This window comes from Aromatoleum toluolicum (assembly GCF_012911005.2).
In the GTDB taxonomy this organism is placed as follows: domain Bacteria; phylum Pseudomonadota; class Gammaproteobacteria; order Burkholderiales; family Rhodocyclaceae; genus Aromatoleum; species Aromatoleum toluolicum.
On sequence record NZ_WTVS01000018.1, the window covers coordinates 35208 to 59500 of the forward strand.

Below are 24293 nucleotides of genomic sequence, written 5' to 3' on the forward strand. Positions count from 1 at the left end.
TCCTCGGAAATTCTCAGGCCGCCTGCCCGGCCGGCGCGTGATCCTCGCGCGGCAGCACCGGGAAGCGGCGGGTAATGACGATGTAGGCCAGCACTTCGATCGCGAACATGCCGAAGGTAACCAGCATTTCGGGGATGGACGGGAAGTAGGACCAGCCGTCGCCGGTCTGGTAGCCGACCAGATAGGAATTCACGCGCAGCAGGATGCCGGCGATCATCAGCACGGCGCCGCCGGTGAAGAGGTTCGCCGGGTTCGCGCGCTTCGCGGGCGTGCCCAGGATCCACAGCGGCAGCACGAAGGCGATGCTCTCGAGCCAGAACATGAAGGCCTGCAGCGTCGGCTCGAAGGCGGTCGCAATCGCCCCGCGCACGACGAGGTCACCGAAGCGGATAGCGAGATACAGACCCAGCATGCCCAGCATCACCTTCGACAAGGGGGTGAGCAGGTGCATCTCGATCGAGCGCCGGTAGCCGGCGGCGGCGACGCAAGACTCGAACAGCACCACCGCGTAGCCGATCGTGATCGCCGAGATCAGGTAGATCGCCGGCAAGGCCATGGTCTGCCACAGCGGATGCAACTGCGTGCCGAACACGATCAGCATCGAGCCGAGCGAGCTCTGGTGCATCATCGGCAGCACGGTGCCGAGGCCCACCAGGAAGAACATCGCGCGCCCGACCTTGCGCTGGGCGTTGCTCCAGCCGAACTTCTCGAAGAAGGTCGGCGAAAACTCCAGCCACATCACCAGGATGTAGAGCGAGATGCACGCCGCGACCTCGAACATCACCGAATTCGGCGACGCGTAGCCCGGCCACAGGATGTGCCAGAAGTTCCAGTAGCGGCCGAGGTCGAAGATCACCCCCGCCCCCGCCAGCGAGTAGCCGAACAGGCTCGCGAGCAGCGCCGGGCGCACCAGCGGGTGGTATTCGCCGCGGTTGAAGATGTACACCAGCATCGCGACCGAGAAGCCGCCGCACGCGAAGGCCGAACCGATCACGACGTCGCCGACCACCCAAATGCCCCACGGGTAGCCGTCGTTCAGATTGGTAACTGCACCGAGACCGCCCCAGAAGCGCAGCGCGAGGACCGCGAAGGCCGACAGGATCAGCACACCGCAGACGAAGCTCACGGCGTTGAGGAGCCGCCCGCCGACGGGCGCCGGCGCGACATGGACATGAGCGCTCATCGGCCGCCCTCCTGCTGGTCAGTGTGTGGGGCCTGCGGCTCGTCGTCCTTGGGCATGTTGCGCTTGGCGAGGAAGGTCATCACGCCCAGCGCCACCACCGGCAGCGCGAGCCCGCCGTACAGCGTGTGCTGCAGCGTCTCGGACTTCGACGAGAACGAGCGTTCGGGCAGCGGCTTGTGGCCGAACTTGTCGAAAGGCACCGCGGCGAGCTTGATCATCTGCGTGCCCCCGACTTCCTTCTCGCCATACACGTGCTGCACGTAGGCGGGCACGACCCCCTCCCACGCGGGCTGGTCTCCCGCGCTGAGATTGCCGCGCGGGAAGGTCGTCGTGTCGCCCGCCTTCAACGCGAGGCGGCGCTGCGCCTCGGCCCTGAGATCCGAGACCTTGCCGAACAGCGTCGCGCCGGTCGGGCACACCTCGGCGCAGGCCGCATAGTGGCCGTCCTGCATGCGGTGGCGGCACAGCTCGCACTTGCCGATCGCCCCGGTCGGCGAGTCGTAGTCGTACTTCGGGATGCCGAAGGGACAGGCGGCGACGCAGTAGCGGCAGCCGATGCAGGCGTCCTTGTCGTAGCCGACGATGCCGGTCACCGGGTCCTTCTTCATCGCGGACACCGGGCAGGCCGACACGCAGCTCGGATCGACGCAGTGCAGGCAGGAGCTCTTCATGAACGCGTAGCCGCCCTGCTCCGCGTCCTTGAGCGTCGCCTTGCCGTCGCGATACACCTTGATCACGTTGAAGGTGCGCGCGGTCGTGTCGAGCGGCACGTCCCACGGCCAGTCGGGCGACGTGTTGATGTCGAGGGGCAGGTCGTTCGCGGTCTTGCACGCGGCGACACAGGCCTTGCAGCCGATGCACAGGGTGGAATCGAACAGCAGGCCCACGGCGTCGGGCGAAACGTCGGCGTTGCCGCGCGCCTGCGCGGCCGGGCTCGCCGCCGCACCGGCGACGGCCGCGCCGCCCGCGAGCGCGCATTTGAGGAAGTCGCGTCGGGAGTTCATCGTCACTCCCGCCCGGCGCTCTGGTGGTCCGCCTTGCCGTCCTTGTCCTTCGCGGCCTGCTGCTCGGCGTGCGACTTGCCGAGGTTCTTCGCGAACATCGCGCCCGCCCCGGCTGCCGCACCGGTGACGGCGGCCAGCACCGCGACGGAGCCCAGCGACGCGCCCTTGCCCTGCGCCTCGCCCACGGACGGGTAGCTCGCCGGCGGCTCGACGTTCTTGACCTTGGCGAGCATGTGGATCGGCTTCTCGAAGCCGACACCCTGCTCGGTACAGCCGATGCACGGGTGGCCGCAGCCCACCGGCCAGGTGCCCGCGCCCGCGTCGCCGAACAGCACCGTCGGACAGTTCGCGTAGGTCTCGGGCCCCTTGCAGCCCAGCTTGTACAGGCAGTAGCCCTTGCGATGGCCCTCGTCGCCGAACTCCATCGCGAAGCGGCCGGCGTCGAAGTGCGCGCGGCGCTCGCAGTTCTCGTGGATCAGGCGCGAATAGGCGAACTTCGGCCGACCCAGTTGATCGACCTCGGGCAGCGCGCCGAAGCTCAGGAAATGCACGACGGTGGCGAGGAAGTTGTACGGGTTGGGCGGGCAGCCGGGGATGGTCACGACCGGCTTGCCGAGCACCTCCGCGACACCCGATGCGCCGGTCGGGTTCGGCCCCGTCGAGGGCATGCCGCCCCAGCTCGCACAGGAGCCGATCGCGATCACCGCGGCGGCGTCGGCCGCACACTCCTTCGTCAGCTCGATCGCGGTCTGGCCGCCGACCTTGCAGTAGATGCCGTCGTCCTTGGTCGGGATCGCGCCCTCGATCACGAGGATGTACTTGCCCTTGTTGTCGGCCATCGCCTGCTTGCGCGCGGCCTCGACCTGATGGCCGGCCGCGGCGCACAGCGTCTCGTGGTAGTCGAGCGAGATGATGTCGAGGATCAGCTTCTCGATCGTCGGATGCTCGGCGCGCAGCATCGACTCGGTGCAGCCGGTACATTCCTGGAAGTGCAGCCAGATCACCGACGGCCGGCGCTTCTGCTCGATCGCGCTCTGCACCTGCGCCGCGGCGGTCGCCGGCAGGCCCAGCGTCGTCGCCAGCGTCGCGCAGAACTGCATGAAGCCGCGCCGGCTCATTCCCAGGCGCTCCTCGACCGGCCGCGCCGCCCAGGCTTCGGCCAGTTCCTTCAACTCGTGGTGCATGCACTCCCCCCGTTCTTGTCCATCGACGGCATCACGTGTGCGCGTCGTATGCGGGGGAGATCACAAGAACCGTGCCCAATTTCGGGCTAGCGGTTTTTCTTTACCGATCAGTTGCTTGCAGCGACCGGGGAAGCTCACCCGGCATGGACGGATACGCTCGGCGCATGATAGTGGAAACCGGCTTTCCACCCGACATTCCACCGGCCAAGCGCCGCGGCCCACCGCAGTCGTTCTTGTGCGGAACGGGCGCCAATCGCATTACGCGCGCGTTCTTCGCCCCTGTCCGTAGAGCAGGCCGAAGAAATCAATCTGATGATCGGACAGCCGATGCAGCCGGCTCGTCCGATCTGTCGCAGCGCCCCGCGCCAGGCGCTCAGGCGCCGGCGCGCTTTTCGTAGTATTGCGCGATGGCCGGCGTGTTGGCGATCCGGTCCATGTACCCAGTGAGCTTGGGGGCCACCGTGGCGATCAGGTCGGCCGGGATGTGATCGAGCTTGCCGGAGCTCAGCCAGCGCAGAACGATCAGCGCCTTGAGGTCGGCGATCGTCAAACGATTGTCGGCGAGGTAGGCGCCGCCGCGGCTTTCGAGCTGATGCTGGAGCCAGCGCAAGTATCTGGGCAGGGTTTCGCTTGCGAGGGCGTCGCGCGCCTTCTTCAGGTCGTCGCCTTTCAAGCCGAAGGTCGCGCCGATCTTGACGTTGACGTCTTCGAGGGCGCTCATGACTTCGTCGCAGAACAGGGCCTGCAGCGCGTCTTCCGGGTACAGCCCGGCCAGTTTGCCGGCGTAGCGCGTGATCGCATTGCCTTGCGTGACCACGACATCGTTGACCTGCAGGGTGGGGACCTGGTCAAGCGGGGTGGCCTTGCGAACCTCAGCGAAATCGGCCGGCGCAAAGCGATTGTCCTCGAAAGGGATACCACCGATATGCAGGGCCAGCCGTGCAGGTTCGGCACGCCCGCCATCGAAGTCGAAGTAGGTCAGTTTCAAGTTGTCCATTTGTCGTCCTTGTTGGAGTTCGGCAGTCAGCGAACGAGAAACGTATAGACAGCCCGCGCCGGCGATGCAAGTTCACTCGTGCCTGTCCTCTTCGTCCTCTTCATCCGCATTGTCCGCTTCATCCTCCCATGAGTACCGGCGTCGCGGCGGAATGTCCAGACGCCGCAGCGCGACCGCCGAGACCGAGCCGATCAGCGCAGCGGCAAGGTGGGTTTCCCAGGACATCGCGGGTTGGATCGGCAATACGCCCCACACGAGGCTGCCATACAGGAAGCACACCAGCAGCGACGCGGCGATCGCGCGGCGGTCGTGGCGGATCGTGCCGGCCACGAAGACGTATGCAAGCAGCCCGTAGACCAGCCCGCTCGCCCCGACATGGATCGACGCGCGGCCCCATAGCCACACCGCGACGCCCGGGCCGAGGTAGATCGCAGGAAGCACTCTGAGGGCCGAGTTGGGATATAGGTGGAGCATCGCCGTGATCAGCACCACCAGCGGAACGGTGTTGGCGAATAGGTGGCCGACGTCGCCGTGCAGCAGCGGGGCAAGGACGATGCCCGCCAGTCCGCGCCATATCCGGGGACGCACCCCGAAGCGCTCCAGGCCCAGTCCGAGCGTTGCATTCACCATCTGGATGAGCCACAGGAGCGCGACGAAGCCGAGCGCGATCGTGAACGCCAGGCGGAAGTTCGCGCGGGCGCGCTCGGAGCTGGTGTATGCCGGGTCGGGGACGTTAACCTGCATCATGACCCGGCATCGGCGGGCCTTGCAGGCAGCCGCTTGCGCTGTGGATCGCGTCGGATATCACACGCGAAGTGTCATGCCGGCACGTCCACTGCGACCGGCCTTCTGTCGACGAGACTGGCCGCAAAGAATGTCTTCCACTGACCAGGTGCCGCGCCCCACAGCTGTTGTTCCGGCGCGGCGCGGGTGCCCTCGTTGCGATAACTGCCCCATGCAACGAGTGCGCCGCAGGATGTGATTTCCAGCCTGTCGGCATAGACGAAAACGGGTTCGGCGTGGCCCGTCACGCACCAGTAATGGGTTCCATAGTCGTTGGCAGAACTCATGATCGCCTCCGTAGCCGCCACGCAGCGCCCCTGCGACCGGTCCGCCCGCCCCCGACCAGCGAACGAAAAGGCCATGCGTAACCCGGACCAGGCTGCGCTTATAGCCCTGACTGCCTCTACCAACATAGGTCGGGAACAGGGGGCCTACCACGTTTTTTTCTGGACGATACTCGTGCATCCTGCCGACCCTGTTTGGCCGGGGACAAGAGGCGGCTATTTCGCGCTGGGCAAACGCACTTGTCAGCGATCGGACGGCCGCCGTGCATTGACGGAATATTCCATTCCTGTTGCAAATTAGCGACACCACGCCGATTTTCCGGGTGTTAGCGTTGCCCCTCATGAAAACCATCGAGACGAGCGCGGCGATGCCCAGAACCCAGATCGAACCCTTCCGCATCAAGAGCGTGGAGCCGATCCGCATGACCAGCCGCGCGGAACGGGTGCAATTGCTCGAGGAAGCCAAGCTCAACGTCTTCCAGCTGCGTGCGGACGACGTGCTCATTGACTGGCTGACCGACTCCGGAACCGGTGCCATGTCATCGCGCCAGTGGAGCGCGATCATGCTGGGCGACGAGAGCTACGCGGGTGCACGCAGCTTCTACCGCCTGCAGACCGTGGTCCGGACGATCACGGGCATGGAACATTTCGTGCCGACGCACCAGGGCCGGGCGGCCGAGAAAGTGCTGTTCACGGCCGCCTGCAAGAAGGGGGAGCTCGTCCCCAACAACTGCCACTTCGACACCACGCGCGCGAACCTGGAATACCTCGGCGTCGAGGCGCTCGACCTCGTGATTGCCGAAGGGCTGCAGCCGAGCGTCGCGCATCCGTTCAAGGGCAACATCGACCTCGCACGCGTCGAGGCCGTGCTCAAGGCCGAAGCGCAGCGCGTCCCCTTCGGCATGATCACGGTCACCAACAACACGGGCGGCGGCCAGCCGGTTTCCCTAGCCAATATCCGCGCCTATGCCGGGCTGCTCAAGCAGTACGGCAAGCCGCTCATCATCGATATCTGCCGGTTCGCCGAGAACGCGATGTTCATCAAGATGCGCGAACCCGGGTACGAGCACGCGCGCATCACGGACATCGTCGCCGAGATGTTGTCCTACGCCGACGGCTGCACGATGAGCGCCAAGAAGGATGGCATGGTCAACATCGGCGGTTTCATCGCCCTGCGCGACGACCGCTGGCTTGACGACATCCGCAACAACCTGATCATGATGGAGGGATTCCCGACCTACGGCGGCCTGGCGGGGCGCGACCTCGAGGCGATGGCGGTCGGGCTCGAGGAAGGGCTCGACGAGGACTACCTGCGCTACCGGCTGCGCACCGCCGAATATCTGGGCGAAAAGCTCGACGCGGCGGGCGTCGGCTTCGTCCGCCCAACCGGTGGCCACGCGGTGTATCTCGATGCACGCACCGTGCTGCCCCATATGCCGGTCGAGCACTATCCCGCGTGGGCGCTCGGCAATGCCTTGTACCTCGAAGGCGGCATCCGCGGCGTGGAGGTCGGCTCGGTCATGTTCGGCAAACGCCTCGACGACGGCACGGAGACCTTTCACAAGATGGAACTGCTGCGCCTTGCCTTTCCGCGCCGGATGTACACCCAGTCGCACTTCGACTACGCGGCAGAGGTCATTGCCGAGGTGAAGGCGAAGGCGGCCGACATTCGCGGCGTACGAATCACCCGGCAGCCGAAGTTCCTGCGCCATTTCACGGCCGAGTTTGCCTGGGTCGGCTGATCCGCCCGCTCCGAAGCGTTTCGTACAGGCCAAGCCGACGACGTGCCGACGGTCATGGCCGCATCAATGTGCCCGCGCTGTGGACGCCCCACGTCTTTTCCGATTCCATCGTCACCCGCCTCGTGCCGAGCCTCCGCAGCGCCTCGCCGAGCGCGCCGACTGGCTGGAGCACAATCCGGGCTAATCCGGGTTAACTCCCGGCGGCAGCCGGCCGCCCCCTCCGTCACACCTCGAGCGGATCGACGTCGAGCTGCCAGCGCAGTTCGCGCGGCGTGCGCTGCGCGCGCAGTACCTCGATCCAGGCCCCGAGGAAGCCCTGCAACGGCGCCCGCTCGTCCGCCTCGACCAGCAGTTGCGCGCGTTCGCGCCGCGCGAGCCGCGTCAGGCGCATCGGCACCGCATCGAACACGCGTACGCCCGCCGGCGCCATCTCCTGCGCGAGGCGGCGCGCGTGGGCGAGGAACTGCATCGCGTCGTCGAGCAGCGGCGCGTCGGCGCGCAGCATCGCCTGGAAGCTGAAGGGCGGAAAGCCGGCGGCACGGCGCTCGTCGAGGCCGCTCGCGGCGAAGGCGTCGAAGTCGTGCTTGACGAGGCAGCGATACAGCGGGTGGTCGGGGTACTCGGTCTGCACCAGCACTTCGCCCGGCAGGTGCGCGCGTCCGGCGCGGCCGCCGACCTGCATCAGCTGCTGGAACAGGCGCTCCGGCGCGCGGAAGTCCGCCGCATGCAGCGACGCGTCGGCGCCGATCACGCCGACCAGCGTGAGCTGCGGGAAATCGTGGCCCTTGGCCATCATCTGCGTGCCGACGAGGATGTCGGCCTCGCCGCTGGCGATCTGCGCGAGCAGGCTCTCCCATTGGTTGCGCGTGCGCGCCGAATCGCGGTCCACTCGCAGCACCCGCGCTTCCGGGAAGAGCTCCACGAGGCGCGCCTCGATGCGCTGCGTGCCGCGGCCGAAGGGCTGGATGTCCTGGTTGCTGCACACCGGGCAGTGGTGCGGCACCTCGGTATCGCAGCCGCAGTGGTGGCAGCGCAGGCGGCGGTCCGCGAGATGCACGACGAGGTTGGCCGAGCAGTGCGGGCACTGGCTCACCCAGCCGCAGGCGGGGCAGGACAGCACCGGCGCGTAGCCGCGGCGGTTGAGGAACACCAGGCTCTGCTCGCCGCGCGCGAGGCGCTCGCCGATCGCGGTCTTGAGCTGCGGGCTGAGGCCTTCGTCGAGTTTCATGCGGCGCGTGTCGATGCGCCGCACCGTCGGCAGCGTGCTCGCGAGCGCGCGCGCGTCGAGGCGCAGGCTGCGGTAGCGCGCCAGCCGCGCGTGCTGCCAGCTCTCCAGCGAAGGCGTCGCCGAGCCGAGCACCACCGGCACCTTGCGCTGGTGCGCGCGCCACACCGCGACGTCGCGCGCCGAGTAGCGCACGCCTTCCTGCTGCTTGTAGGACGCGTCGTGCTCCTCGTCGACGAGGATCAGGCCCAGGCGCGGCAGCGGCGCGAACACCGACAGGCGCGTGCCCAGCACGATGTCGGCGCGGCCTTCGAGCGCCTGCACGAAGCCGCGCGAGCGCGCCCCTTCGGCGAGCGCGGAATGCAGGCTGACGACGCAGGCGGCGGGGAAGCGGTTCGCGACGCGCGATTCGAGCTGCGGCGTGAGGGCGATCTCGGGCACCAGCATCAGCACCTGGCGGCCCGCCGCGAGCGCGCGCTCGGCCAGACGCAGATACACCTCGGTCTTGCCGCTGCCGGTGACGCCCTGGAGCAGCCAGGGGGCGAAGCCTTCCGGCCCTGCCGACACCGCCTCGACCGCGGCGCGCTGCTCGTCGGTCAGTTCCGGCCGGTTCGCCGCCGGCTGCGAGGGGTCCGCGCCGCGCACCGCGACGACCCAGCCGCGCTTCATCGCGTCGCCCAGCGCCGCGCCCGCCGGCAGCTCGCGCGCCGCGCTGCGCCGGATCACGCCGGCCGCGCGCAGTTCGCCGAGCAGCGCCAGCGCCCGGCTCGCGCGGCGTGCCTCGGCCAGCGCTGCGTGGCCATCCGCGCTCAGGTCGAGCAGCGGGTCGCTCTCGCGGTCGCTCACGGCATCGGCGCGGCGCAGCCCGGGGGGCAATGCGAGCGCGATCACCTCGCCGAGCGGCGCGTGGTAGTAGCGCGCGACGAAGGCGACGAGCTCCAGCCAGTCGCGCGGTAGCGGCGCGACCTCGCGCTGGATGTGGCGCACCGCCTTGAGGCGTGCGGGGTCGACGTCCGATGCGGTGACCAGCGCGACGATCACGCCGCTCTTCTCGCCCCGCCCGAAGGGCACCCGCACGCACCGGCCGACATCCTCCTCGCATGCATCTTGCGATGAATAATCAAAGAGTTGCGGAATCGGAACGGGCAGCGCGACGCGGACGATGGACATTCGGATCTCGTGTTCTGCGCAAGTTCTATTTGCAAATCATCTACTTACGGATGATTGTTAAATTCGTTGTTCGGAAACGGGGGTTAAATCTTTGCCGTGAAACCCTTCCGGCGCTTGTCCACAAAAGCTGTGGATAACTTTGTTGATAGCATGGGTGAAACGTCCTGAAACCGGCGCCGCATCTGCCCTTGTGTCACATTGCCTTAACAGTAGGCAAATTTTTATTCGTTAAATTTCATACACTTATGTTTTCAGGTGAATAAACCCCGATTCCATGCAGGATCCGGCTGCGGAATCGGGCCGTTGTGCATAAGTCAAGCGGTCAACGCATATTATTCCGCTTGACAAGGGTCGGCCGGACGCCTCCAACTGCACGCATTGCACCTTGACGGTGCCGACGACCGGGGAATTTTCCCCAACCCAAAAAAGGAACCCCGGCGGGGTGCGCTGTGCGCGTCCCGGCCGGGGTTCGGGTGCGGGACGCTCAGGCGCCGGCGCGGATCTTGCGGCTGTGCTCGTGCACGGTGTCGACCAGCACCGACACCGACTCGGGCGGCGTGAATTGCGAGATGCCGTGGCCGAGGTTGAAGACGTGGCCGGGGTGGTTGCCGTAGGAATCGAGCACGCGCTTCGCCTCGCGCGCGATGGCTTCCGGCGGCGCGAACAGCACGTTGGGGTCGAGGTTGCCCTGCAGCGCGACCTTGTCGCCGACGAGCTTGCGCGCGCGGCCGATGTCCATCGTCCAGTCGAGGCCGACGGCGTCGCAGCCGATGTCGGCGATACTCTCGATCCACAGGCCGCCGCCCTTCGTGAACACGATGTTCGGCACACGCTCGCCGTCGCGCTCCTTGATCAGGCCGTCGACGACGCGCTTGAGGTAGGGCAGCGAGAACTCGTGGTAGGCGGCCTCGGACAACGCGCCACCCCAGGAGTCGAACACCATCACGGCCTGCGCGCCGGATTCGATCTGCGCGTTGAGGTAGGCGACGACCGAGTCGGCCGTCACGGACAGGATGTGGTGCATCAGGTCGGGGCGCGAGTAGGCCATCGCCTTGACCTTGCGATAGTCGTCGGACGAGCCGCCCTCGACCATGTAGCAGGCGAGCGTCCACGGGCTGCCGGAGAAGCCGATCAGCGGCACGCTGCCGTTGAGCGCGCGGCGGATCTCGGCGACCGCGTCCATCACGTACTGCAGCTCGGCGTGCGGATCGGGGATCGCGAGGTTGCGGATCTCCCACTCGTCACGCAGCGGGCGCTCGAAGCGCGGCCCTTCGCCTTCGGCGAAGTACAGGCCCAGGCCCATCGCGTCCGGCACCGTGAGGATATCGGAGAACAGGATCGCGGCGTCGAGGTTGTAACGCGCGAGCGGCTGCAGCGTGACCTCGCAGGCCATCGTCGGGCTCTTGCACAGGTTCAGGAAGCTGCCCGCCCGCTTGCGGGTCTCGCAGTACTCGGGCAGGTAGCGCCCCGCCTGCCGCATCAGCCACAGCGGCGTGTATTCGGTCGGCTGGCGCAGCAAGGCGCGCAGGAAGGTGTCATTCTGCAGGCGGGTCACGGTTACGTCCTCAAATCTGCCCGATGCGGGCGCAAACCGCGATTATCCGCGTTTTCCGCCGTCATGCCGACCCCCGGTGGCAGAGCGGGGCATATGCCCCGCCGCGGGCGCGCTCAGAGCGCGAAAGTCAGCGCTCCGGCCACCGCCGCGAGGCCGCCCAGCGTCCAGCGCAGCGCACCGCTCGCGCGCACCGCGAAGAAGGCGCTCACCAGCGTGACCAGGGCCGCCGGCAGGTGCTCGGCACCGGACGAGAACATGTGCGCGAGGCCCGGCACGAAGCCGTGATCGCCGTGCGCCAGGAGCGGGCCGGCGGAGAGCGTAAGGGTGATGGCGGTGGCGATGCGGAGCGGCTTCATGACGATGTCCTCGGAATGCTGGGCGCGGTTAACTGGATCAGCCGAGGTTGAAACAAGTTGCGTGCCAGCGAACAGGAGTGCGGCCGCGCTGGGGGTCGACATCCACCGCCGGCAAGCTGCATTCCGGACGGCAGACGCGGGTGGTCAGAAGGTTTCCACCGGCGTCGCCGCCGACGGGCGCCGCTGGCGCTGCCGTCCCGCGCCAGCGGCGCGCCGAAGCGACCGCAGCGCGGCCCGTCGCGCGTTCAGCGGCACACCAGCACCGGAATCGTGCAGTGCGCGAGCACCTTGTTGGTCTCGCTGCCCAGCAGCAGCGCGTTGATGCCGCGCCGGCCGTGCGAGGCCATGCAGATCAGGTCGCAGCCGCGGCTCTCGGCGGTGTGGATGATCACGCGGTGGGGCGCCTCGCTGCTTTCGAGGACCGCGTCGGCATCGATCCCGGCCTCGCGCGCGCGGGCGAGCGCGGCGTCGAGGATGTGCTGGCCGTGCGTAGCGGCTTCGCGGGCGAAGCGGCGCGACTTCTCGGGATCGTAGTGGCCGCCCTCGCCGAAGTTGGTCACCGGGAAGGGCGCTTCGGCGATCGCGTTGAGGATCGTCAGGCGCGCGCCCAGGTTGCGGGCAAGCCCGATCGCGCGGTCTAGGGCCTGGTCGGACAGCGGCGAGCCGTCGGTGGGGACGAGGATGTGCTGGAACATGGTGCGTCCTTGGGATGAGAGAGGTTCTTTGGCGCGCGCCGGGCCGTGGGGACGGCCCCGGCGCGCGGCCGGCGTTGCGTGGTGCGGCGCTCAGTCGCGCGCGGCGCTCCCGCCGGCGGTTTCGACCGCGAGCTCGCCCGCCGCGTCGCCGTCGCCGGACTGCCGCTGCGCGAGCCAGCCGCCGAGCGCGACGACGAACAGCGCCCCGACGGCCGAACTCAGGTAATGCAGCCAGCCCGGCAGGTGCTCGACGTAGGGCTTCATCACGACGTCGCCGACCAGCATGCCGCCGGCGATCCAGCCCAGCAGCGCCGCGCCCAGCGTGATGACCATCGGGAAGCGGTCCATCAGTTTCAGCACGAACTTGCTGCCCCACACGATGATCGGGATGCTGACGACGATGCCGAACACCACGAGGCCGAGGTCACCCTTGGCCGCGCCGGCAACCGCGATCACGTTGTCGAGGCTCATCACCGCGTCGGCGACGACGATGGTCTTGATCGCGCCGAGCAGATGCGTCGAGCCCTCGACGTTGCCGTGGCCGTCCTCGTCCTCCGGCTGCATCAGCTTCACGCCGATCCACAGCAGCAGCAGCGCCCCGACGACCTTCAGGAAGGGCAGCGCCAGCAGCTGCAGCGCGAAGAAGATCAGCACGATGCGCAGCGCGATCGCGCCGACGACACCCCACGCGATGCCCTTGTTGCGCTGGTGCTCGGGCAGCTTGCGGCACGCCAGCGCGATCACGACGGCGTTGTCGCCGCCGAGCAGGATGTCGATGGCGATGATCTGCAGCACGGACACCCAGAAGGCGGCGTCCATCATGGTTTCAAACACGGTCATTACTCCTCAGATCGGTGAATGGTGGCCGATCGCGTTCGCCTGCATGCGGCGCACGAGGCGCCATGCCTGCGGCACGATCACGACCAGCGCGGTGATCGCCAGCACCGTCGCCGAGATCGGCTGCGTCACGAAGATCGACAGGTCGCCCTGGCTGATCGCGAGCGCGCGGCGGAACTGCTGCTCCGACAGCGGCCCCAGGATCAGGCCGACGAGCACCGGCGCGACCGGGATGTCGTAGCGGCGCATCACGAAGCCCAGCAGGCCGATGCCGTACAGCAGCGCCAGGTCGAACCACGAGTTGCGGATGCCGTAGGCGCCCATCGTCGCGAAGATCAGGATGCCGGCGTAGAGCAGCGGTCGCGGGATCGCCAGCAATTTTACCCAGACCCCCACGAGCGGCAGGTTCAGTGCGAGGAGGATGACGTTTCCGATATACATGCTTGCAATCAGGCCCCAAATCAGCTCCGGTTGCGTGTCGAACAGCAGCGGACCAGGCTGCAGGCCGTACTGCTGGAATGCGGCGAGGATGATCGCGGCGGTCGCGGTGGTCGGCAGGCCCAGCGTCAGCAGCGGCATCAGCGTGCCGCTCGCGGAGGCGTTGTTGGCCGCTTCCGGCCCGGCGACGCCTTCGATCGCGCCCTTGCCGAACTCGTCGGCATGCTTGCTGAGCTTCTTCTCCGTCGCGTAGGACAGGAAGGTCGGGATCTCGGCGCCGCCAGCGGGGATGCAGCCGAACGGGAAGCCGAAGGCGGTGCCACGCAGCCACGGCTTCCACGAGCGCTTCCAGTCCTCCTTGCTCATCCAGATCGAGCCCTTCATCTGCTCGATGGTGTCGACGCCGCGGTTGAGGTAGGTGGCGACGTACAGCGTCTCGCCGACCGCGAACAGCCCCACCGCGACGACGACGATGTCGAGGCCGTCGAGCAGTTCCGGCACACCCAGCGTGAAGCGCGCCTGGCCGGTCTGGCTGTCGAGGCCGATGAGGCCGATCGCGAGCCCGAGGAACAGCGCCGCGAGGCCGCGCGCGGGCGAGGCGCCGAGCACCGCCGACACCGTCACGAAGGCCAGCACCATCACCGAAAAGTACTCGGCCGGGCCGAACTTGAGCGCGACGTCGACCGCGAACGGCGACACGAAGGTCAGCAGCACGGTGCCGATCGTGCCGGCGACGAAGGAGCCGATCGCCGAGGTCGCGAGCGCCGCGCCGGCGCGGCCGCGCTTGGCCATCATGTTGCCTTCCATCGCGGTGACGATGGTCGCCGACTCGCCCGGCGTGTTGAGCAGGATCGAAGTCGTCGAGCCGCCGAACATCGCGCCGTAGTAAATGCCGGCGAACATGATCAGCGCGCCGGTGGGGTCGAAGCCGGCCGTGGCCGGCAGCAGCAGCGCCACCGTCAGCGCGGGGCCGACGCCCGGCAGCACGCCGACCGCGGTGCCCAACGTGACGCCGACGAAGCCGAGGAACAGGTTCTGCAGGCTCAGCGCGACGGCGAAGCCGGAGAATAGTGCGTTAAGGGTGTCCATCTCAGCCTCCGAACGGGCCGGCGGGCAGGCTCAGGCCCAGGCCGCGCGTGAAGAGGAAATACACAATCGACGACAGCACGACCGCGATCCCGAGGTCGCGCACCGGCTTCTTGCTGCCGAAGCCGCGCGCGACCAGCACGAAGAGCAGCGTCGAGGCGAGGATGAAGCCGGCCCAGCCGATCAGCACCATGTGCAGCACCACGCCGGCGCTGATCAGCAGGAAGCCCATGCGGTCGGGCGCCGCGTGCGTCTCGGCTTCTTCCGGCATCGCGCGCCAGCCGCCGGAGAGCGCCTGCCACGCGAGCCAGGCGCCGCACAGCATGAGACCGGTGCCGATGACGTATGGGAAGAGGCGCGGACCGACCTGCGCATAACCCTGCGTCTCGGCGATGCCCTGGGTCTCGAAGGCGACGAAGCTGCCCAGCGCCAGCAGCACGAGCGAGATCAGCAGCTCGCCGGCGTCGATGCGTGCGCGCGTGCTCATTTCTTCACCAGCCCGAGGTCGGTGACGAGCTTGAGCACGGTCTTCTGCTCAGCCTCGACGTAGTGGCGGAACTCGTCGCCGGCCATCAGCATGTCGACCCACTCGTTCTTCTCGAGCGTCGCCTTCCACGACTCGCTCTTCGCCATCTGCGTCAGCGCCTTCACCAGCTCGTCGCGCTGTGCGTCGCTGATGCCGGGCGCCGCCATGATGCCGCGCCAGTTCACGAACTCGACGTTGATGCCCTGCTCCTTCAGCGTCGGCACGTCGATGTCCTTGACGCGCGCGGGCGCCGTGACCGCCAGCGCGCGCAGCTTGCCCGCCTTGATCTGGCCCGCGAACTCGTTGAAGCCGCCCAGACCCACCGTGACGTGGCCGCCCAGCACCTGCGCCAGCACCTCGCCGCCGCTGCCGAAGGCGACGTAGTTGAACTTGCCCGCCTCGCCGCCGATCGCCTGCACGATCATGCCCGCGGTGAGCTGGTCGACGCCGCCGGCGAAGCCGCCCGCCCACGACACCGCGGCCGGATTCGCCTTGTACGCGGCGACGAGGTCGGCCATGGATTTGAGCGGCGAGCTCGCCGGCACCACCAGCACCTCGTATTCGCCGGTGAGGCGCGCGATCGGCGTGACGTTCGACAGCGTGACCGGCGACTTGTTGATGAACACCGCCGATACCATGCCCTTGCCGCTCGCCATCAGCGCGCCGCCGTCGCCCTTGCTGCTGTTGATCAGCTGCGCGAGCCCGATCGTGCCGCCCGCGCCGGCGACGTTGTTCACCTGCACGCGCTCGGCGAGCTTGTTGGCCTGCAGCGCGGCCTGCACCGCGCGGCCGAGCTGGTCGTAGCCGCCGCCGGGCGCGGCGGGCACGAGAATCTTGTAGTCCGCGGCGCAGGCCAGGGTGGCGCCCGCGAGGGCGAGGCCGGCGAGGGCTGTCCTCAGCGCGCGGCCGAGGCCGGCGCCGATAGGGTGATGTCGCATGTCGAGTGTCTCCGGAAGAGGTCCCGCGGGCCGCGGCGGCGCGGCCCCGCGCGGGTAGGTGCTGCGGGCGGCGAGGCGGCCGCTTACGGCTTGACCATGCCGAGGTCGGTCACCAGCTTGGTGATGCGCGCGATGTCGGCGTCGAGGAACTTCTTGAACTCGGGGCCGGCGAGGTACATGTCCTGCCAGTCGTTGCGCTTCAGCGCGTCCTTCCACGAGTTCGACGTGACCGCCTTGTCGAGCACGGCGACGAGCTCCTTCTGCTGCGCCTCGCTGATGCCGGGCGCGGCGAAGATCGCGCGCCAGTTCACCATCTCGACATTGACGCCCTGCTCCTTCAGCGTCGGCACGCTCTCGCCGGGGATGCGCTCGGCGCCCGAGACCGCCAGCGCGCGCAGCTTGCCGGACTTGATCTGCGACTGGAACTCGCCGAAGCCGCTGATGCCGGCCGCGACGTGGCCGCCCATGATCGCGGCCTGCGCCTCGCCGCCGCCCGAGTAGGCGATGTAGTTCACCTTCGTCGGATCGACGCCGACGGCCTGCGCGATCAGGCCCGCGAGGATGTGGTCCGAGCCGCCCGCCGAGCCGCCGCCCCACGACACCGAGCCCGGGTTGGCCTTGAACTGGTCGATCAGCTCCTTCAGGGTCTGGATCTTGGAGCTCGCCGGCACGACGACGACCAGCGTCTCGCCGGAGAGGCGCGCGAGCGGCGTGACCTGGGTCAGGTTCACCGGCGACTTGTTGGTCGCGATCGCGCCGACCATCACCATGCCGCCGACCAGCGTCGCGCCGCCGTCGCCCTTGGCGCCATTGACGAACTGTGCCAGCCCGATCGTGCCGCCCGCGCCGCCCTTGTTGTCGACGGTGACCTTCTTCGCGAGGCCCTCGGCGTTGATCGCGGCCTGCAGCGCGCGCGCGGTCTGGTCCCAGCCGCCGCCCGGGTTGGCCGGCACGAGGATCTTGACGCTGTCGAGCGCGAGCGCCGGGGCGCTGGCGACGAAGCCGAGGCCGATCGCTGCGGCGACGAGGGTGGTTTTGACGATGTTGCGGATCATGCTTGTCTCCTCCTTGATATCGGACCGGTCGCTCCGGCCCTGCATGAAGGCAGACGATACGGAGAAGGGCTTTCGATTGGCTTTCAGTGGTCGACAGCGCCTTGTTCCGCCCCCTTGAAGGGGAGGGAGCGACGGCGCAGCACTCAAGCCGACATCACAAATTAAGCCTGTCCGGCCTCGTCCGCGCGGCGCGGAAACTCGACCTCGACCTGCAGCCCGCGTCCGCCCGGCGCATCGGCGAGCCTCACTTCGCCGCCGTGCGCGAGCGCGATTTCGCGCACGATCGCGAGCCCCAGGCCGCTGCCATCCGGCCCGCCCTGGCCGAGGATGCGGTAGAAGCGCTGGAACACCTTGTCGCGCTCGGCGACCGGAATGCCCAGTCCCTCGTCGCTCACCGCGAGCACGACGTGCCCGTCCGCGGTGCCGGTCGCGACGACGACCTGCGTGTCCGGCGGGCTGTAGCGGATGGCGTTGTCGATGAGGTTGGCGACGAGCTCGCGCAGCATCGCGGCGTTGCCGGTCATCGGCGCCGGCCCCGTCTCCTCGAAGGCGAGCTCGATGCGCTTCTTCAGCGCCACCGGTACCAGCTCCAGCGCGACCTCGCGCGCGATCGCGGTGAGATCGACCGGCGCCTGCTCCTGGATCAGGCCGTTGGCCGGCTCCGCGCGCGACAGCGACAGCATCTGGTCGGCCATGCGGCGCGTGCTGCGGATCGTCGCCAGCAGGCTCTCGAAGATGCGCCGCATCTCGCCCGGGTCGCCCTGGCGCGCGCCGAACTCGGCCTGCGTGCTGAGCACCGCGAGCGGGGTGCGGATCTGGTGCGCGGCGTCGGCGAGGAAGCGCCGGCGTGCCGCGAGCATCGCCGACAGGCGTTCCATGTGGTGGTTGATCGCGCCGATCAGCGGCTGCACCTCGCTCGGCACGTTGCCGGTAGGCACCGGCGTGAGGTCGTCCTCGGCGCGCCGCTGCACCGCGTCGCGCAGCTCCACGAGCGGGCGAAAGGCCGTGCCCAGCGCCAGCACCAGCATCAGCGCGCCCAGCCCGACGAGCAGCAGCTGGCGCCGCAGGCTGTCGAAGAACAGTTCGCGGGCAAGTGCGACGCGCGACTCGGTGGTTTCGGCGAACACGATCGTCACCGCGTCGCCGCCCGCGAGCGCCGGGTCGTACAGGCGCTTCCGCATCGCGCCGATGCGCACGTCCTCGCCGCGGTACTGCATCTCCGCCAGCAGCAGCGTGCCGTCCTCGGGCGGCGCGTGCGGCGCGAGGAGATCCTCGTAGCCGGTCACGAGGCGCCCGTCGGGGGCGATCACGGCGTAGAACACGCGCTCCTGCACGCCGGCCTCGAACACGTCGAAGGCCGAGTACGGCACATTGACGGTGATCTCGCCCTCGAGCGAATGCACCTGCTCGGCGATAGCGCGGACCGATGCGGTGAGCGAACGGTCGTAGGCGCGATTGACCGCCTGGCGCGCGCCCACCCAGGACAGCACGGCGTTGATCGCGAGCAGGATCAGCAGCGGCGGCAGCAGCCAGCGCGCGACGCGCCCGCGCAGGCTCAGCGACGCGCGCATGCCCGCCCGCGCCAAGCCTCAGTCACCGCCCGCCTCGCCGATCAGGTAGCCCAGCCCGCGCAGCGTCGTCACGACCGCGCCCGAGCCCTCCAGCTTCTTGCGCAGGCGATGCACGTAGATCTCGATCGCCTCCGGACGCGCCTCCTCGTCGAAGCTGAACACCTTCTCGAACAGCGCCTCGCGCGCGAGCGGGCGCCCCTGGCGCGCGATCAGCGCCTCGAGCACCGCGAGCTCGCGCGGTGTCAGCGACAGCGGCTTGCCCTCGACCGTCGCGAGGCGCGAGTTGAGGTCGAACTCCAGCCGGCCGATCTTCACCGTCGGCACGAGGTTGCCGGCCCGGCGCAGCAGCGCCTTGATGCGCGCCTCCAGCTCGGTGAGCTCGAAGGGCTTGGGCAGGTAGTCGTCGGCGCCGAGGTTGAGGCCCTTCACGCGATCCTCGGTCGAGCCGCGCGCGGTGAGGATGATCACCGGCGTGGTCCGGGTCGCATCGCGCCCGCGCAGGCGGCGCAGCACCTCCAGGCCGTCCATCCCGGGCAGCGACAGATCGAGCACGACGAGGTCGTAGGGCTGGGTGAGCAGCGCGTGGTCGGCATGGTCGCCGCGGCGCATCACGTCGACGGCGTAACCCGCCTGCACCAGCGCCTTGGAAACCCATTCCGCGAGTTCGGTATGATCCTCTACGAGCAGCAGGCGCATCGGCTGAAGGTGCTTCGAAAGCTGTTGGATAGATCATCGTGCCGCAAACGAGCGCGGCGTGCAAAATCACTGCGGACCACTGCCATCCTCCGCAAGGACCTCGAATTGAGCACATTCCTGCCCCGCCTGCTTCGCACCGTCGCGCTCGCGCTCGCGTGCGCGTGCGTGCTGACGGCCGCGAGCGCCCGTGCGGCGCGGGACGACACGCTTTACGCGGCGGCGATACGCGAGGGCCGCGTCATCGTCCATGCCGCGACCGACGAGCGCATCGCGCGCCCGCTGATCCGCGACTTCGAGCAGCGCTACCCCGGCGTGCGCGTGCATTACGAGGACCTCAACAGCGGCGAGCTGTACCGGCGCTTCCTCGACGAGGCCGCGCGCGGCGAACAGGCCGACGTGGTGTGGAGCTCGGCGATGGACATGCAGGTGAAGCTCGTCAACGACGGCTACGCCCAGCCCTGGCGCTCCGCCGAGACGGCCGCGCTGCCCGACTGGGCGGTGTGGAAGAACGAGGCCTTCGGCACCACCTTCGAACCCGTCGCGATCGCCTACAACCGCAAGCGGCTCGCCCCCGCCGACGTGCCCACGACGCATGCCGAGCTGCTGCGCCTGCTCGCCCAGCAGCCGGAGCGCTTCCGCGGCAAGCTGGCGACCTACGAACCCTCCACGTCGGGCCTCGGCTTCATGCTGCACACGCAGGACGAGCTCGCGAACCCGGTCGTGTTCTGGAAGCTCGCCCAGGCCTTCGGCCGCACCGGCATCGCCACGCTGGTCTCGACCACCGGCATGCTCGACCGCATCGCGTCCGGCGAGGCGCTGATCGGCTACAACGTGCTCGGCTCCTACGCGCTGCTGCGCGCCCATGAGGACCCTGCGATCGGCGTCGTGCTGCCGCGCGACTACACGCTGGTGCTGAGCCGCATCGCCTTCATCTCGCGCGGCGCGCGCCATCCGAACGCCGCACGCCTGTGGCTGGACCACCTGCTGTCGCGCGAGGGACAGCAGCTGCTCGCGCAGAACCCCGGCTTCTTCGCGGTGCGCGACGACGTGCCCGACGACGCCGCGGCCGCCGAGCTGCGCCGCCAGCTCGGCGGCGCCTTCCGCCCGATCCCGATCGGGCCCGGACTGATGACCTACCTCGACCAGGTCAAGCGCCGCGACTTCCTGCGCAAGTGGCAGCAAACGCTGTTTCCCGCGCCCTGATCCACGGCGGAACCCGGTTCCGCCCGTCTTCACAGGCATGACGAGCCCGCTCGCGGTATCGTTCCCGGGGACGTCGACGCGAAAAACCCCCGGCGCCGGGAGTCGCTGCGCCGGGGGAAGGAACGCGCGGGAACGCGCGAAGAGGAGAAGATAGCCTCCGGGGCGAGGGCCGCTCAGAAGCGGTGGCGGATGCCCGCCATCAGCACGCGCGGATCGTCGCCGGCATCGGGCGTGAGGTTGCCGAGCGCGTAGTTGGCGTCGTCCTTGTTGCTGAGCTGCGAGTACGCGGCATACAGCGTCGTGCGCTTGGACAGGTCGTGCATGTAGTACGCCGACCAGCCCTGCGCGTCCTCGGCCGCGGCGTCGTTGCGCTCGTCGCGCTTGGCGTAGCTCAGCGCGATCGTGTCGTTGGCGGTGACACGGATCTCGGCGCCGACGTCGAAGGTGCGCGCCTTGCCGCTGCCGACCGAACCGCTTTCCCTGTCCTGGGTGTAGGCGAGGTAGGGCTTCACGACGCCGAAGTCGTAGGCGATCCCACCGCCCGTCGTGCGCACGCGCCCGCCGGTGGCGTCGCGATGCACGCTCTGGGTCGTCAGCGAGGCCGCCAACGCGCCGTTCTTGTACAGCGCGGTGATGCCGTGGCCGTTGCCTTCCTTCCGCGCGTCGCCGTTGCCGCTCTTCTCGCCCAGCCAATAGCCGAGATCGAACTCGAGGCCGGCGAAACTCGGCGAGCGGTACTTCACCATGTTGTCGAAGCGCGTCTCGTAGGCCGGCTTGATGCCGCCCGTCTTGCGCGTCAGCAGGCCCACGCTGCGGTCGGCCGAACCGGTGGCGTCGAACGGGTCGATGGCGACGAAGGCCGGCGAGTACTGGCGGCCGAGGGTGAGGCGGCCCCAGCTGGCGCTTTCGAGGCCGACGAAGGACTGGCGCCCGAACAGCCGGCCGCCCTGCTCGGCGGTGCCGGTAGAGGGGTCGAAGCCGCTCTCGATGGTGAAGATCGCCTTCAGGTCGCCGCCGAGCGCCTCGCTGCCCTTGAATCCCAGGCGCGAGCCGTTCAGTTCGCCGTGATCGACGCCGGTGCGTTCCTTGTCGCCCGCCGATTCGCGCGCAAGGTTGAGGTCCAGCAGGCCGTAGATCGTGACGTTGGACGGGGTCGATTGCGCCAGCGCCGCGAACGGCATGGCGACGGCCGCCGCGATGGCCGCGGCGATGATTTTCTTGTGCATTGTGCTCCTCCGGTTGCGCTCATTCGCCCTCGGCCACACCTGCGTGGCCGGGTGCAGCGCATTCCACACGAACTCGCTTTCAGTCTGCTTTCTGCGCACGGCGCCGAACGCGCACACCGCCGCGCACGCGCGGAGCGACGGCCGCGCGCGCCTACAGCGCGAAAGTCAGCGCGCCGGCCGCCGCCGCGAGGCCACCCAACGTCCAGCGCAACGCACCGCTCGCGCGGACGGCGAAGAAGGCGCTGACCAGTGCGACGAGGACCGCCGGCAGGTGCTCTACGCCGGACGAGAACATGTGCGCGAGGCCCGGCACGAGGCCGTGATCGCCGTGCGCGAGGACCGGGCCGGCGACGAGCGTGAAAGCCAGGGCGGTAGCGATGCGGGGCAATGTCATGGCGATGTCCGTGGAATGCGTTATGGGAGATTACTGGATCGGCGAAGGTCGAAACAAGGCAGGAGCCAACGGTTGGTTGCAGACGCGCCGACGCCGGCACTCGGGGTGCGGCGCCGGCGCGATCAGGCGCGCTCCGCCGCCGACGGGCGCAGCAGGCCCTGGCGTTCGATGAAGTCGATGATCTCGGCCAGCCCCTGGCCGGTCTTCAAGTTGCTGAAGACGAAGGGGCGCTCGCCGCGCATCCTTTTCGCGTCGCGGTCCATGACCTCCAGGCTCGCACCGACGAGCGGCGCGAGGTCGATCTTGTTGATCACCAGCAGGTCGCTGCGCGTGATGCCCGGGCCGCCCTTGCGCGGGATCTTGTCGCCGGCGGAGACGTCGATGACGTACAGCGTGAGGTCGGAGAGCTCGGGTGAGAAGGTCGCCGCGAGGTTGTCGCCGCCGGATTCGACGAAGATGATCTCGACGCCGGGGAAACGCCGGATCAGGCGATCGACGGCCTCGAGGTTGATCGACGCGTCCTCGCGGATCGCGGTATGCGGGCAGCCGCCGGTCTCGACGCCGATGATGCGCTCGGGCGCGAGCGCCTCGTTGCGCACGAGGAACTGCGCGTCCTCGGCGGTGTAGATGTCGTTGGTGACGACGGCGATGTCGTAGCGTTCGCGCAGGGCAAGGCACAAGGCGAGCGTCAGCGCCGTCTTGCCCGAGCCGACCGGGCCGCCGATGCCCACGCGCAGGGGCTGGGAGGTGTGGGGGGTCATGATCTGAAGAGCCTCGTGTATTGGGTTTCGTGCCGGCTGCTCGCGAGCGCGAGGCCGGGGGTGAAGTTGCTCCATTGATCTGCGGGAAGCTGCGCCGCCTGCGCCGCAAGTTCCGGGATGCGCGCGCCGAGCGTCGCGAGCAGGCGCTGACCGGCCGACTGGCCCAGCGGCACCGCCTTCACCGCGGCCATGACCTGGTTCTCCAACCACGCCCACAGGTAGGCGGGCAACGCCATGTCGACCGGGATCGCCCACGCCGCGGCCGCGGCCGCCCAGGCCGTCGGAAAGGACGGGGTGTCGAGCGCGACGAGCCGCACCCGCCAGCCGGGCAGGGCGGCGAAGGCGTCGAGGTCGCCGAGCAGACGGACGAGCGAGTAGCCCATCTGCACCGTCTCGGCACGCAGTTCGGCGCTCTCGCGGCTGGCGAGGAAATCGGCGTTGAGCGCCATGACCTGCGCATCGTCGCCGTCTTCCCACGCGCGGATCAAGGCCGCCAGCAACGGCGCCTCGAAGCGCGCGAGGTTCCATTCGAGCAGATCGCCGATCCAGCGCGCGGCCGCCGCCTCGTCGCGCACCGCGCCGGACTCGACCGCCCACTCCAGCCCCTGCGAGTAGGTGTAGGCGCCGACCGGCAAGGCCGGACTGGCGAGCTGCAGCAGGCGGATCAGCGGTAGCATCGCGGCCTCCCGAAGGCCGCGTGGCGGGGTACGCCTTCGGCTCCTCCCGCCCTGCGTTCCGTGCCAGCGACACGCGCAGCTGAAGCACGGCCCCCGTAGGGCGGGAGGAGCGCAGCGTATCCCGCCAATCCAGTCGCCGAAGGCCGCTCGAACATCATCAGCGACCGCCCATCATGTGGATGCGCGCCCCGCTGCCGTCCCCCGGATGCTGGTGCCCGTGCGCGTAAGCGCCCGCCTCCGGCTCGAAGGGGGCGCGCAGCGCGGTGACCGTCGCGCCGAGCCCGACGAGCATGCCTTCGAGCACGTGGTCGGCCTGGATGCGCAGCCAGTCGCCCGCCGCGTCGGCACCAACCTCGACCGCGACGTGGCGGTTGCCGAGGTGGTAGGCCGCACGTGCGAGCGCCGACGGATTCGCGCAGCGCGCCTCGACCAGATCTTCGGGCGCCGCGACGACCTCGACGATGCGCCCATCGCCCCCTGCAAGCTTCTGCCCGCCACGCAGGATCGTGCCGCGCGGCAGGAACAGCCCGACCTCCTCGCCGGACGCCAGTTTCGCGCGCAGACGGCTCTTCGTGCGGTAGGAAAAATCGAGCTCCAGCCGCTCGCTCGCGGCCGCGGGGCCGTCGTACAGCGCCTCGAGCAGCAGCATCGGACGCACCGCGCCGGAGGTGGCGGGAATCACGGAATCGCTTTCGGCCATCGCTGGA

24 protein-coding genes are annotated in these 24293 nt (G+C 68.8%); 2 read left to right on the plus strand and 22 right to left on the minus strand.

Translation table 11 applies throughout. The features are described from left to right. Nucleotides 1–13: 13 nt before the first annotated feature. The 6 genes from hybB to GPA27_RS10320 all read right to left on the minus strand — a co-directional run bounded on the left by hybB (nucleotide 14) and on the right by GPA27_RS10320 (nucleotide 5438). Complete coding sequence (hybB, locus tag GPA27_RS10295) at nucleotides 14–1183, minus strand: Ni/Fe-hydrogenase cytochrome b subunit (RefSeq protein WP_169140145.1); 1170 nt, start codon at nucleotides 1181–1183, stop codon at nucleotides 14–16. Further along, the gene (hybA, locus tag GPA27_RS10300; RefSeq protein ID WP_169140147.1) at nucleotides 1180–2187 is read right to left on the minus strand and encodes a hydrogenase 2 operon protein HybA; all 1008 of its coding nucleotides are present in this window, start codon (nucleotides 2185–2187) and stop codon (nucleotides 1180–1182) included. The genes hybB and hybA overlap by 4 nt, the downstream gene beginning before the upstream one ends. Before the next feature lie 2 nt (nucleotides 2188–2189). Continuing rightward, nucleotides 2190–3371, minus strand: a complete 1182-nt coding sequence (locus GPA27_RS10305; protein ID WP_169140149.1) for a hydrogenase small subunit — start codon at nucleotides 3369–3371, stop codon at nucleotides 2190–2192. A gap of 373 nt (nucleotides 3372–3744) precedes the next feature. Then, nucleotides 3745–4368: a glutathione S-transferase gene (locus GPA27_RS10310; protein WP_169140151.1), complete on the minus strand. Its 624-nt coding sequence runs from the start codon at nucleotides 4366–4368 to the stop codon at nucleotides 3745–3747. Between the two features lie 72 nt (nucleotides 4369–4440). Next, nucleotides 4441–5115: a rhomboid family intramembrane serine protease gene (locus GPA27_RS10315; protein WP_246261022.1), complete on the minus strand. Its 675-nt coding sequence runs from the start codon at nucleotides 5113–5115 to the stop codon at nucleotides 4441–4443. Nucleotides 5116–5186: 71 nt separating this feature from the next. Then, complete coding sequence (locus tag GPA27_RS10320; RefSeq protein WP_169140153.1) at nucleotides 5187–5438, minus strand: hypothetical protein; 252 nt, start codon at nucleotides 5436–5438, stop codon at nucleotides 5187–5189. A 365-nt stretch (nucleotides 5439–5803) separates the two neighbouring features. Here GPA27_RS10320 and GPA27_RS10325 point away from each other — a divergent pair, with 365 nt between their 5' ends. Then, on the plus strand, nucleotides 5804–7177 hold the full coding sequence (locus GPA27_RS10325) for a tryptophanase (protein ID WP_169140155.1): 1374 nt from the start codon (nucleotides 5804–5806) through the stop codon (nucleotides 7175–7177). 223 nt (nucleotides 7178–7400) lie between these two features. Here the strand turns inward: GPA27_RS10325 and GPA27_RS10330 are convergent, their stop codons facing one another. From GPA27_RS10330 to GPA27_RS10380, 11 genes are all read right to left on the minus strand, one after another. After that, nucleotides 7401–9572 (minus strand): primosomal protein N', encoded by a 2172-nt coding sequence (locus GPA27_RS10330; RefSeq protein ID WP_169140157.1) that lies wholly within the window; start codon nucleotides 9570–9572, stop codon nucleotides 7401–7403. Between the two features lie 484 nt (nucleotides 9573–10056). Next, nucleotides 10057–11127, minus strand: a complete 1071-nt coding sequence (hemE, locus tag GPA27_RS10335; RefSeq protein WP_169140159.1) for a uroporphyrinogen decarboxylase — start codon at nucleotides 11125–11127, stop codon at nucleotides 10057–10059. Nucleotides 11128–11240: 113 nt separating this feature from the next. Beyond that, nucleotides 11241–11483 carry a hypothetical protein gene (locus GPA27_RS10340; protein WP_169140161.1) on the minus strand — a complete coding sequence of 81 codons (243 nt, stop codon included), beginning with the start codon at nucleotides 11481–11483 and terminating at the stop codon, nucleotides 11241–11243. 245 nt (nucleotides 11484–11728) lie between these two features. Then, nucleotides 11729–12178 (minus strand): universal stress protein, encoded by a 450-nt coding sequence (locus tag GPA27_RS10345; RefSeq protein WP_169140163.1) that lies wholly within the window; start codon nucleotides 12176–12178, stop codon nucleotides 11729–11731. A gap of 90 nt (nucleotides 12179–12268) precedes the next feature. After that, the gene (locus GPA27_RS10350) at nucleotides 12269–13012 is read right to left on the minus strand and encodes a TerC family protein (RefSeq protein WP_169140240.1); all 744 of its coding nucleotides are present in this window, start codon (nucleotides 13010–13012) and stop codon (nucleotides 12269–12271) included. 12 nt (nucleotides 13013–13024) lie between these two features. Further along, entirely contained in the window at nucleotides 13025–14542 is a 1518-nt protein-coding gene (locus tag GPA27_RS10355) for a tripartite tricarboxylate transporter permease (protein ID WP_169140165.1), read from the minus strand. Nucleotide 14543: 1 nt separating this feature from the next. Further along, nucleotides 14544–15026 carry a tripartite tricarboxylate transporter TctB family protein gene (locus GPA27_RS10360; RefSeq protein WP_169140168.1) on the minus strand — a complete coding sequence of 161 codons (483 nt, stop codon included), beginning with the start codon at nucleotides 15024–15026 and terminating at the stop codon, nucleotides 14544–14546. Continuing rightward, on the minus strand, nucleotides 15023–16003 hold the full coding sequence (locus GPA27_RS10365; protein ID WP_169140170.1) for a Bug family tripartite tricarboxylate transporter substrate binding protein: 981 nt from the start codon (nucleotides 16001–16003) through the stop codon (nucleotides 15023–15025). Before GPA27_RS10365 ends, GPA27_RS10360 begins: the two co-directional genes overlap by 4 nt. Nucleotides 16004–16086: 83 nt before the next feature. Then, a complete protein-coding gene (locus GPA27_RS10370) occupies nucleotides 16087–17058 on the minus strand; it encodes a Bug family tripartite tricarboxylate transporter substrate binding protein (protein WP_169140173.1) in 972 nt (323 codons plus the stop codon). A gap of 161 nt (nucleotides 17059–17219) precedes the next feature. Further along, a complete protein-coding gene (locus GPA27_RS10375; protein ID WP_169140175.1) occupies nucleotides 17220–18629 on the minus strand; it encodes a sensor histidine kinase in 1410 nt (469 codons plus the stop codon). Between the two features lie 18 nt (nucleotides 18630–18647). Next, nucleotides 18648–19325, minus strand: coding sequence for a response regulator (locus GPA27_RS10380; RefSeq protein ID WP_169140177.1), 678 nt, complete (start codon nucleotides 19323–19325; stop codon nucleotides 18648–18650). A 105-nt stretch (nucleotides 19326–19430) separates the two neighbouring features. On the opposite strand from GPA27_RS10380, the gene GPA27_RS10385 reads away from it, so the two are divergent. Continuing rightward, a complete protein-coding gene (locus GPA27_RS10385; RefSeq protein ID WP_246261023.1) occupies nucleotides 19431–20528 on the plus strand; it encodes an ABC transporter substrate-binding protein in 1098 nt (365 codons plus the stop codon). A gap of 173 nt (nucleotides 20529–20701) precedes the next feature. Here GPA27_RS10385 and GPA27_RS10390 read toward each other — a convergent pair whose 3' ends face one another. The 5 genes from GPA27_RS10390 to ureE all read right to left on the minus strand — a co-directional run bounded on the left by GPA27_RS10390 (nucleotide 20702) and on the right by ureE (nucleotide 24286). Then, on the minus strand, nucleotides 20702–21754 hold the full coding sequence (locus tag GPA27_RS10390) for a porin (protein WP_169140182.1): 1053 nt from the start codon (nucleotides 21752–21754) through the stop codon (nucleotides 20702–20704). 151 nt (nucleotides 21755–21905) lie between these two features. Beyond that, entirely contained in the window at nucleotides 21906–22148 is a 243-nt protein-coding gene (locus GPA27_RS10395; protein WP_169140184.1) for a hypothetical protein, read from the minus strand. Between the two features lie 122 nt (nucleotides 22149–22270). Continuing rightward, nucleotides 22271–22909, minus strand: a complete 639-nt coding sequence (gene ureG / locus GPA27_RS10400; RefSeq protein ID WP_169140186.1) for an urease accessory protein UreG — start codon at nucleotides 22907–22909, stop codon at nucleotides 22271–22273. After that, nucleotides 22906–23586, minus strand: a complete 681-nt coding sequence (locus GPA27_RS10405) for an urease accessory protein UreF (RefSeq protein WP_169140188.1) — start codon at nucleotides 23584–23586, stop codon at nucleotides 22906–22908. The genes ureG and GPA27_RS10405 overlap by 4 nt, the downstream gene beginning before the upstream one ends. A gap of 157 nt (nucleotides 23587–23743) precedes the next feature. After that, nucleotides 23744–24286, minus strand: a complete 543-nt coding sequence (ureE, locus tag GPA27_RS10410; RefSeq protein WP_281431354.1) for an urease accessory protein UreE — start codon at nucleotides 24284–24286, stop codon at nucleotides 23744–23746. Nucleotides 24287–24293 lie beyond the last annotated feature (7 nt).

Excerpts from the sequence above, each read along its gene's own strand:
- GPA27_RS10395 (WP_169140184.1), bottom strand. The coding sequence starts at position 22,148 with ATGACATTGCCCCGCATCGCTACCGCCCTGGCTTTCACGCTCGTCGCC.
- ureG (WP_169140186.1), bottom strand. The coding sequence starts at position 22,909 with ATGACCCCCCACACCTCCCAGCCCCTGCGCGTGGGCATCGGCGGCCCG.
- GPA27_RS10340 (WP_169140161.1), bottom strand. The coding sequence starts at position 11,483 with ATGAAGCCGCTCCGCATCGCCACCGCCATCACCCTTACGCTCTCCGCC.
- GPA27_RS10380 (WP_169140177.1), bottom strand. The coding sequence starts at position 19,325 with ATGCGCCTGCTGCTCGTAGAGGATCATACCGAACTCGCGGAATGGGTT.
- GPA27_RS10405 (WP_169140188.1), bottom strand. The coding sequence starts at position 23,586 with ATGCTACCGCTGATCCGCCTGCTGCAGCTCGCCAGTCCGGCCTTGCCG.
- hybB (WP_169140145.1), bottom strand. The coding sequence starts at position 1,183 with ATGAGCGCTCATGTCCATGTCGCGCCGGCGCCCGTCGGCGGGCGGCTC.
- GPA27_RS10355 (WP_169140165.1), bottom strand. The coding sequence starts at position 14,542 with ATGGACACCCTTAACGCACTATTCTCCGGCTTCGCCGTCGCGCTGAGC.
- GPA27_RS10345 (WP_169140163.1), bottom strand. The coding sequence starts at position 12,178 with ATGTTCCAGCACATCCTCGTCCCCACCGACGGCTCGCCGCTGTCCGAC.
- GPA27_RS10310 (WP_169140151.1), bottom strand. The coding sequence starts at position 4,368 with ATGGACAACTTGAAACTGACCTACTTCGACTTCGATGGCGGGCGTGCC.
- GPA27_RS10320 (WP_169140153.1), bottom strand. The coding sequence starts at position 5,438 with ATGAGTTCTGCCAACGACTATGGAACCCATTACTGGTGCGTGACGGGC.
- hybA (WP_169140147.1), bottom strand. The coding sequence starts at position 2,187 with ATGAACTCCCGACGCGACTTCCTCAAATGCGCGCTCGCGGGCGGCGCG.
- GPA27_RS10305 (WP_169140149.1), bottom strand. The coding sequence starts at position 3,371 with ATGCACCACGAGTTGAAGGAACTGGCCGAAGCCTGGGCGGCGCGGCCG.
- GPA27_RS10330 (WP_169140157.1), bottom strand. The coding sequence starts at position 9,572 with ATGTCCATCGTCCGCGTCGCGCTGCCCGTTCCGATTCCGCAACTCTTT.
- GPA27_RS10360 (WP_169140168.1), bottom strand. The coding sequence starts at position 15,026 with ATGAGCACGCGCGCACGCATCGACGCCGGCGAGCTGCTGATCTCGCTC.
- ureE (WP_281431354.1), bottom strand. The coding sequence starts at position 24,286 with ATGGCCGAAAGCGATTCCGTGATTCCCGCCACCTCCGGCGCGGTGCGT.
- GPA27_RS10325 (WP_169140155.1), top strand. The coding sequence starts at position 5,804 with ATGCCCAGAACCCAGATCGAACCCTTCCGCATCAAGAGCGTGGAGCCG.
- GPA27_RS10365 (WP_169140170.1), bottom strand. The coding sequence starts at position 16,003 with ATGCGACATCACCCTATCGGCGCCGGCCTCGGCCGCGCGCTGAGGACA.
- GPA27_RS10315 (WP_246261022.1), bottom strand. The coding sequence starts at position 5,115 with ATGATGCAGGTTAACGTCCCCGACCCGGCATACACCAGCTCCGAGCGC.
- GPA27_RS10375 (WP_169140175.1), bottom strand. The coding sequence starts at position 18,629 with ATGCGCGCGTCGCTGAGCCTGCGCGGGCGCGTCGCGCGCTGGCTGCTG.
- GPA27_RS10390 (WP_169140182.1), bottom strand. The coding sequence starts at position 21,754 with ATGCACAAGAAAATCATCGCCGCGGCCATCGCGGCGGCCGTCGCCATG.
- GPA27_RS10370 (WP_169140173.1), bottom strand. The coding sequence starts at position 17,058 with ATGATCCGCAACATCGTCAAAACCACCCTCGTCGCCGCAGCGATCGGC.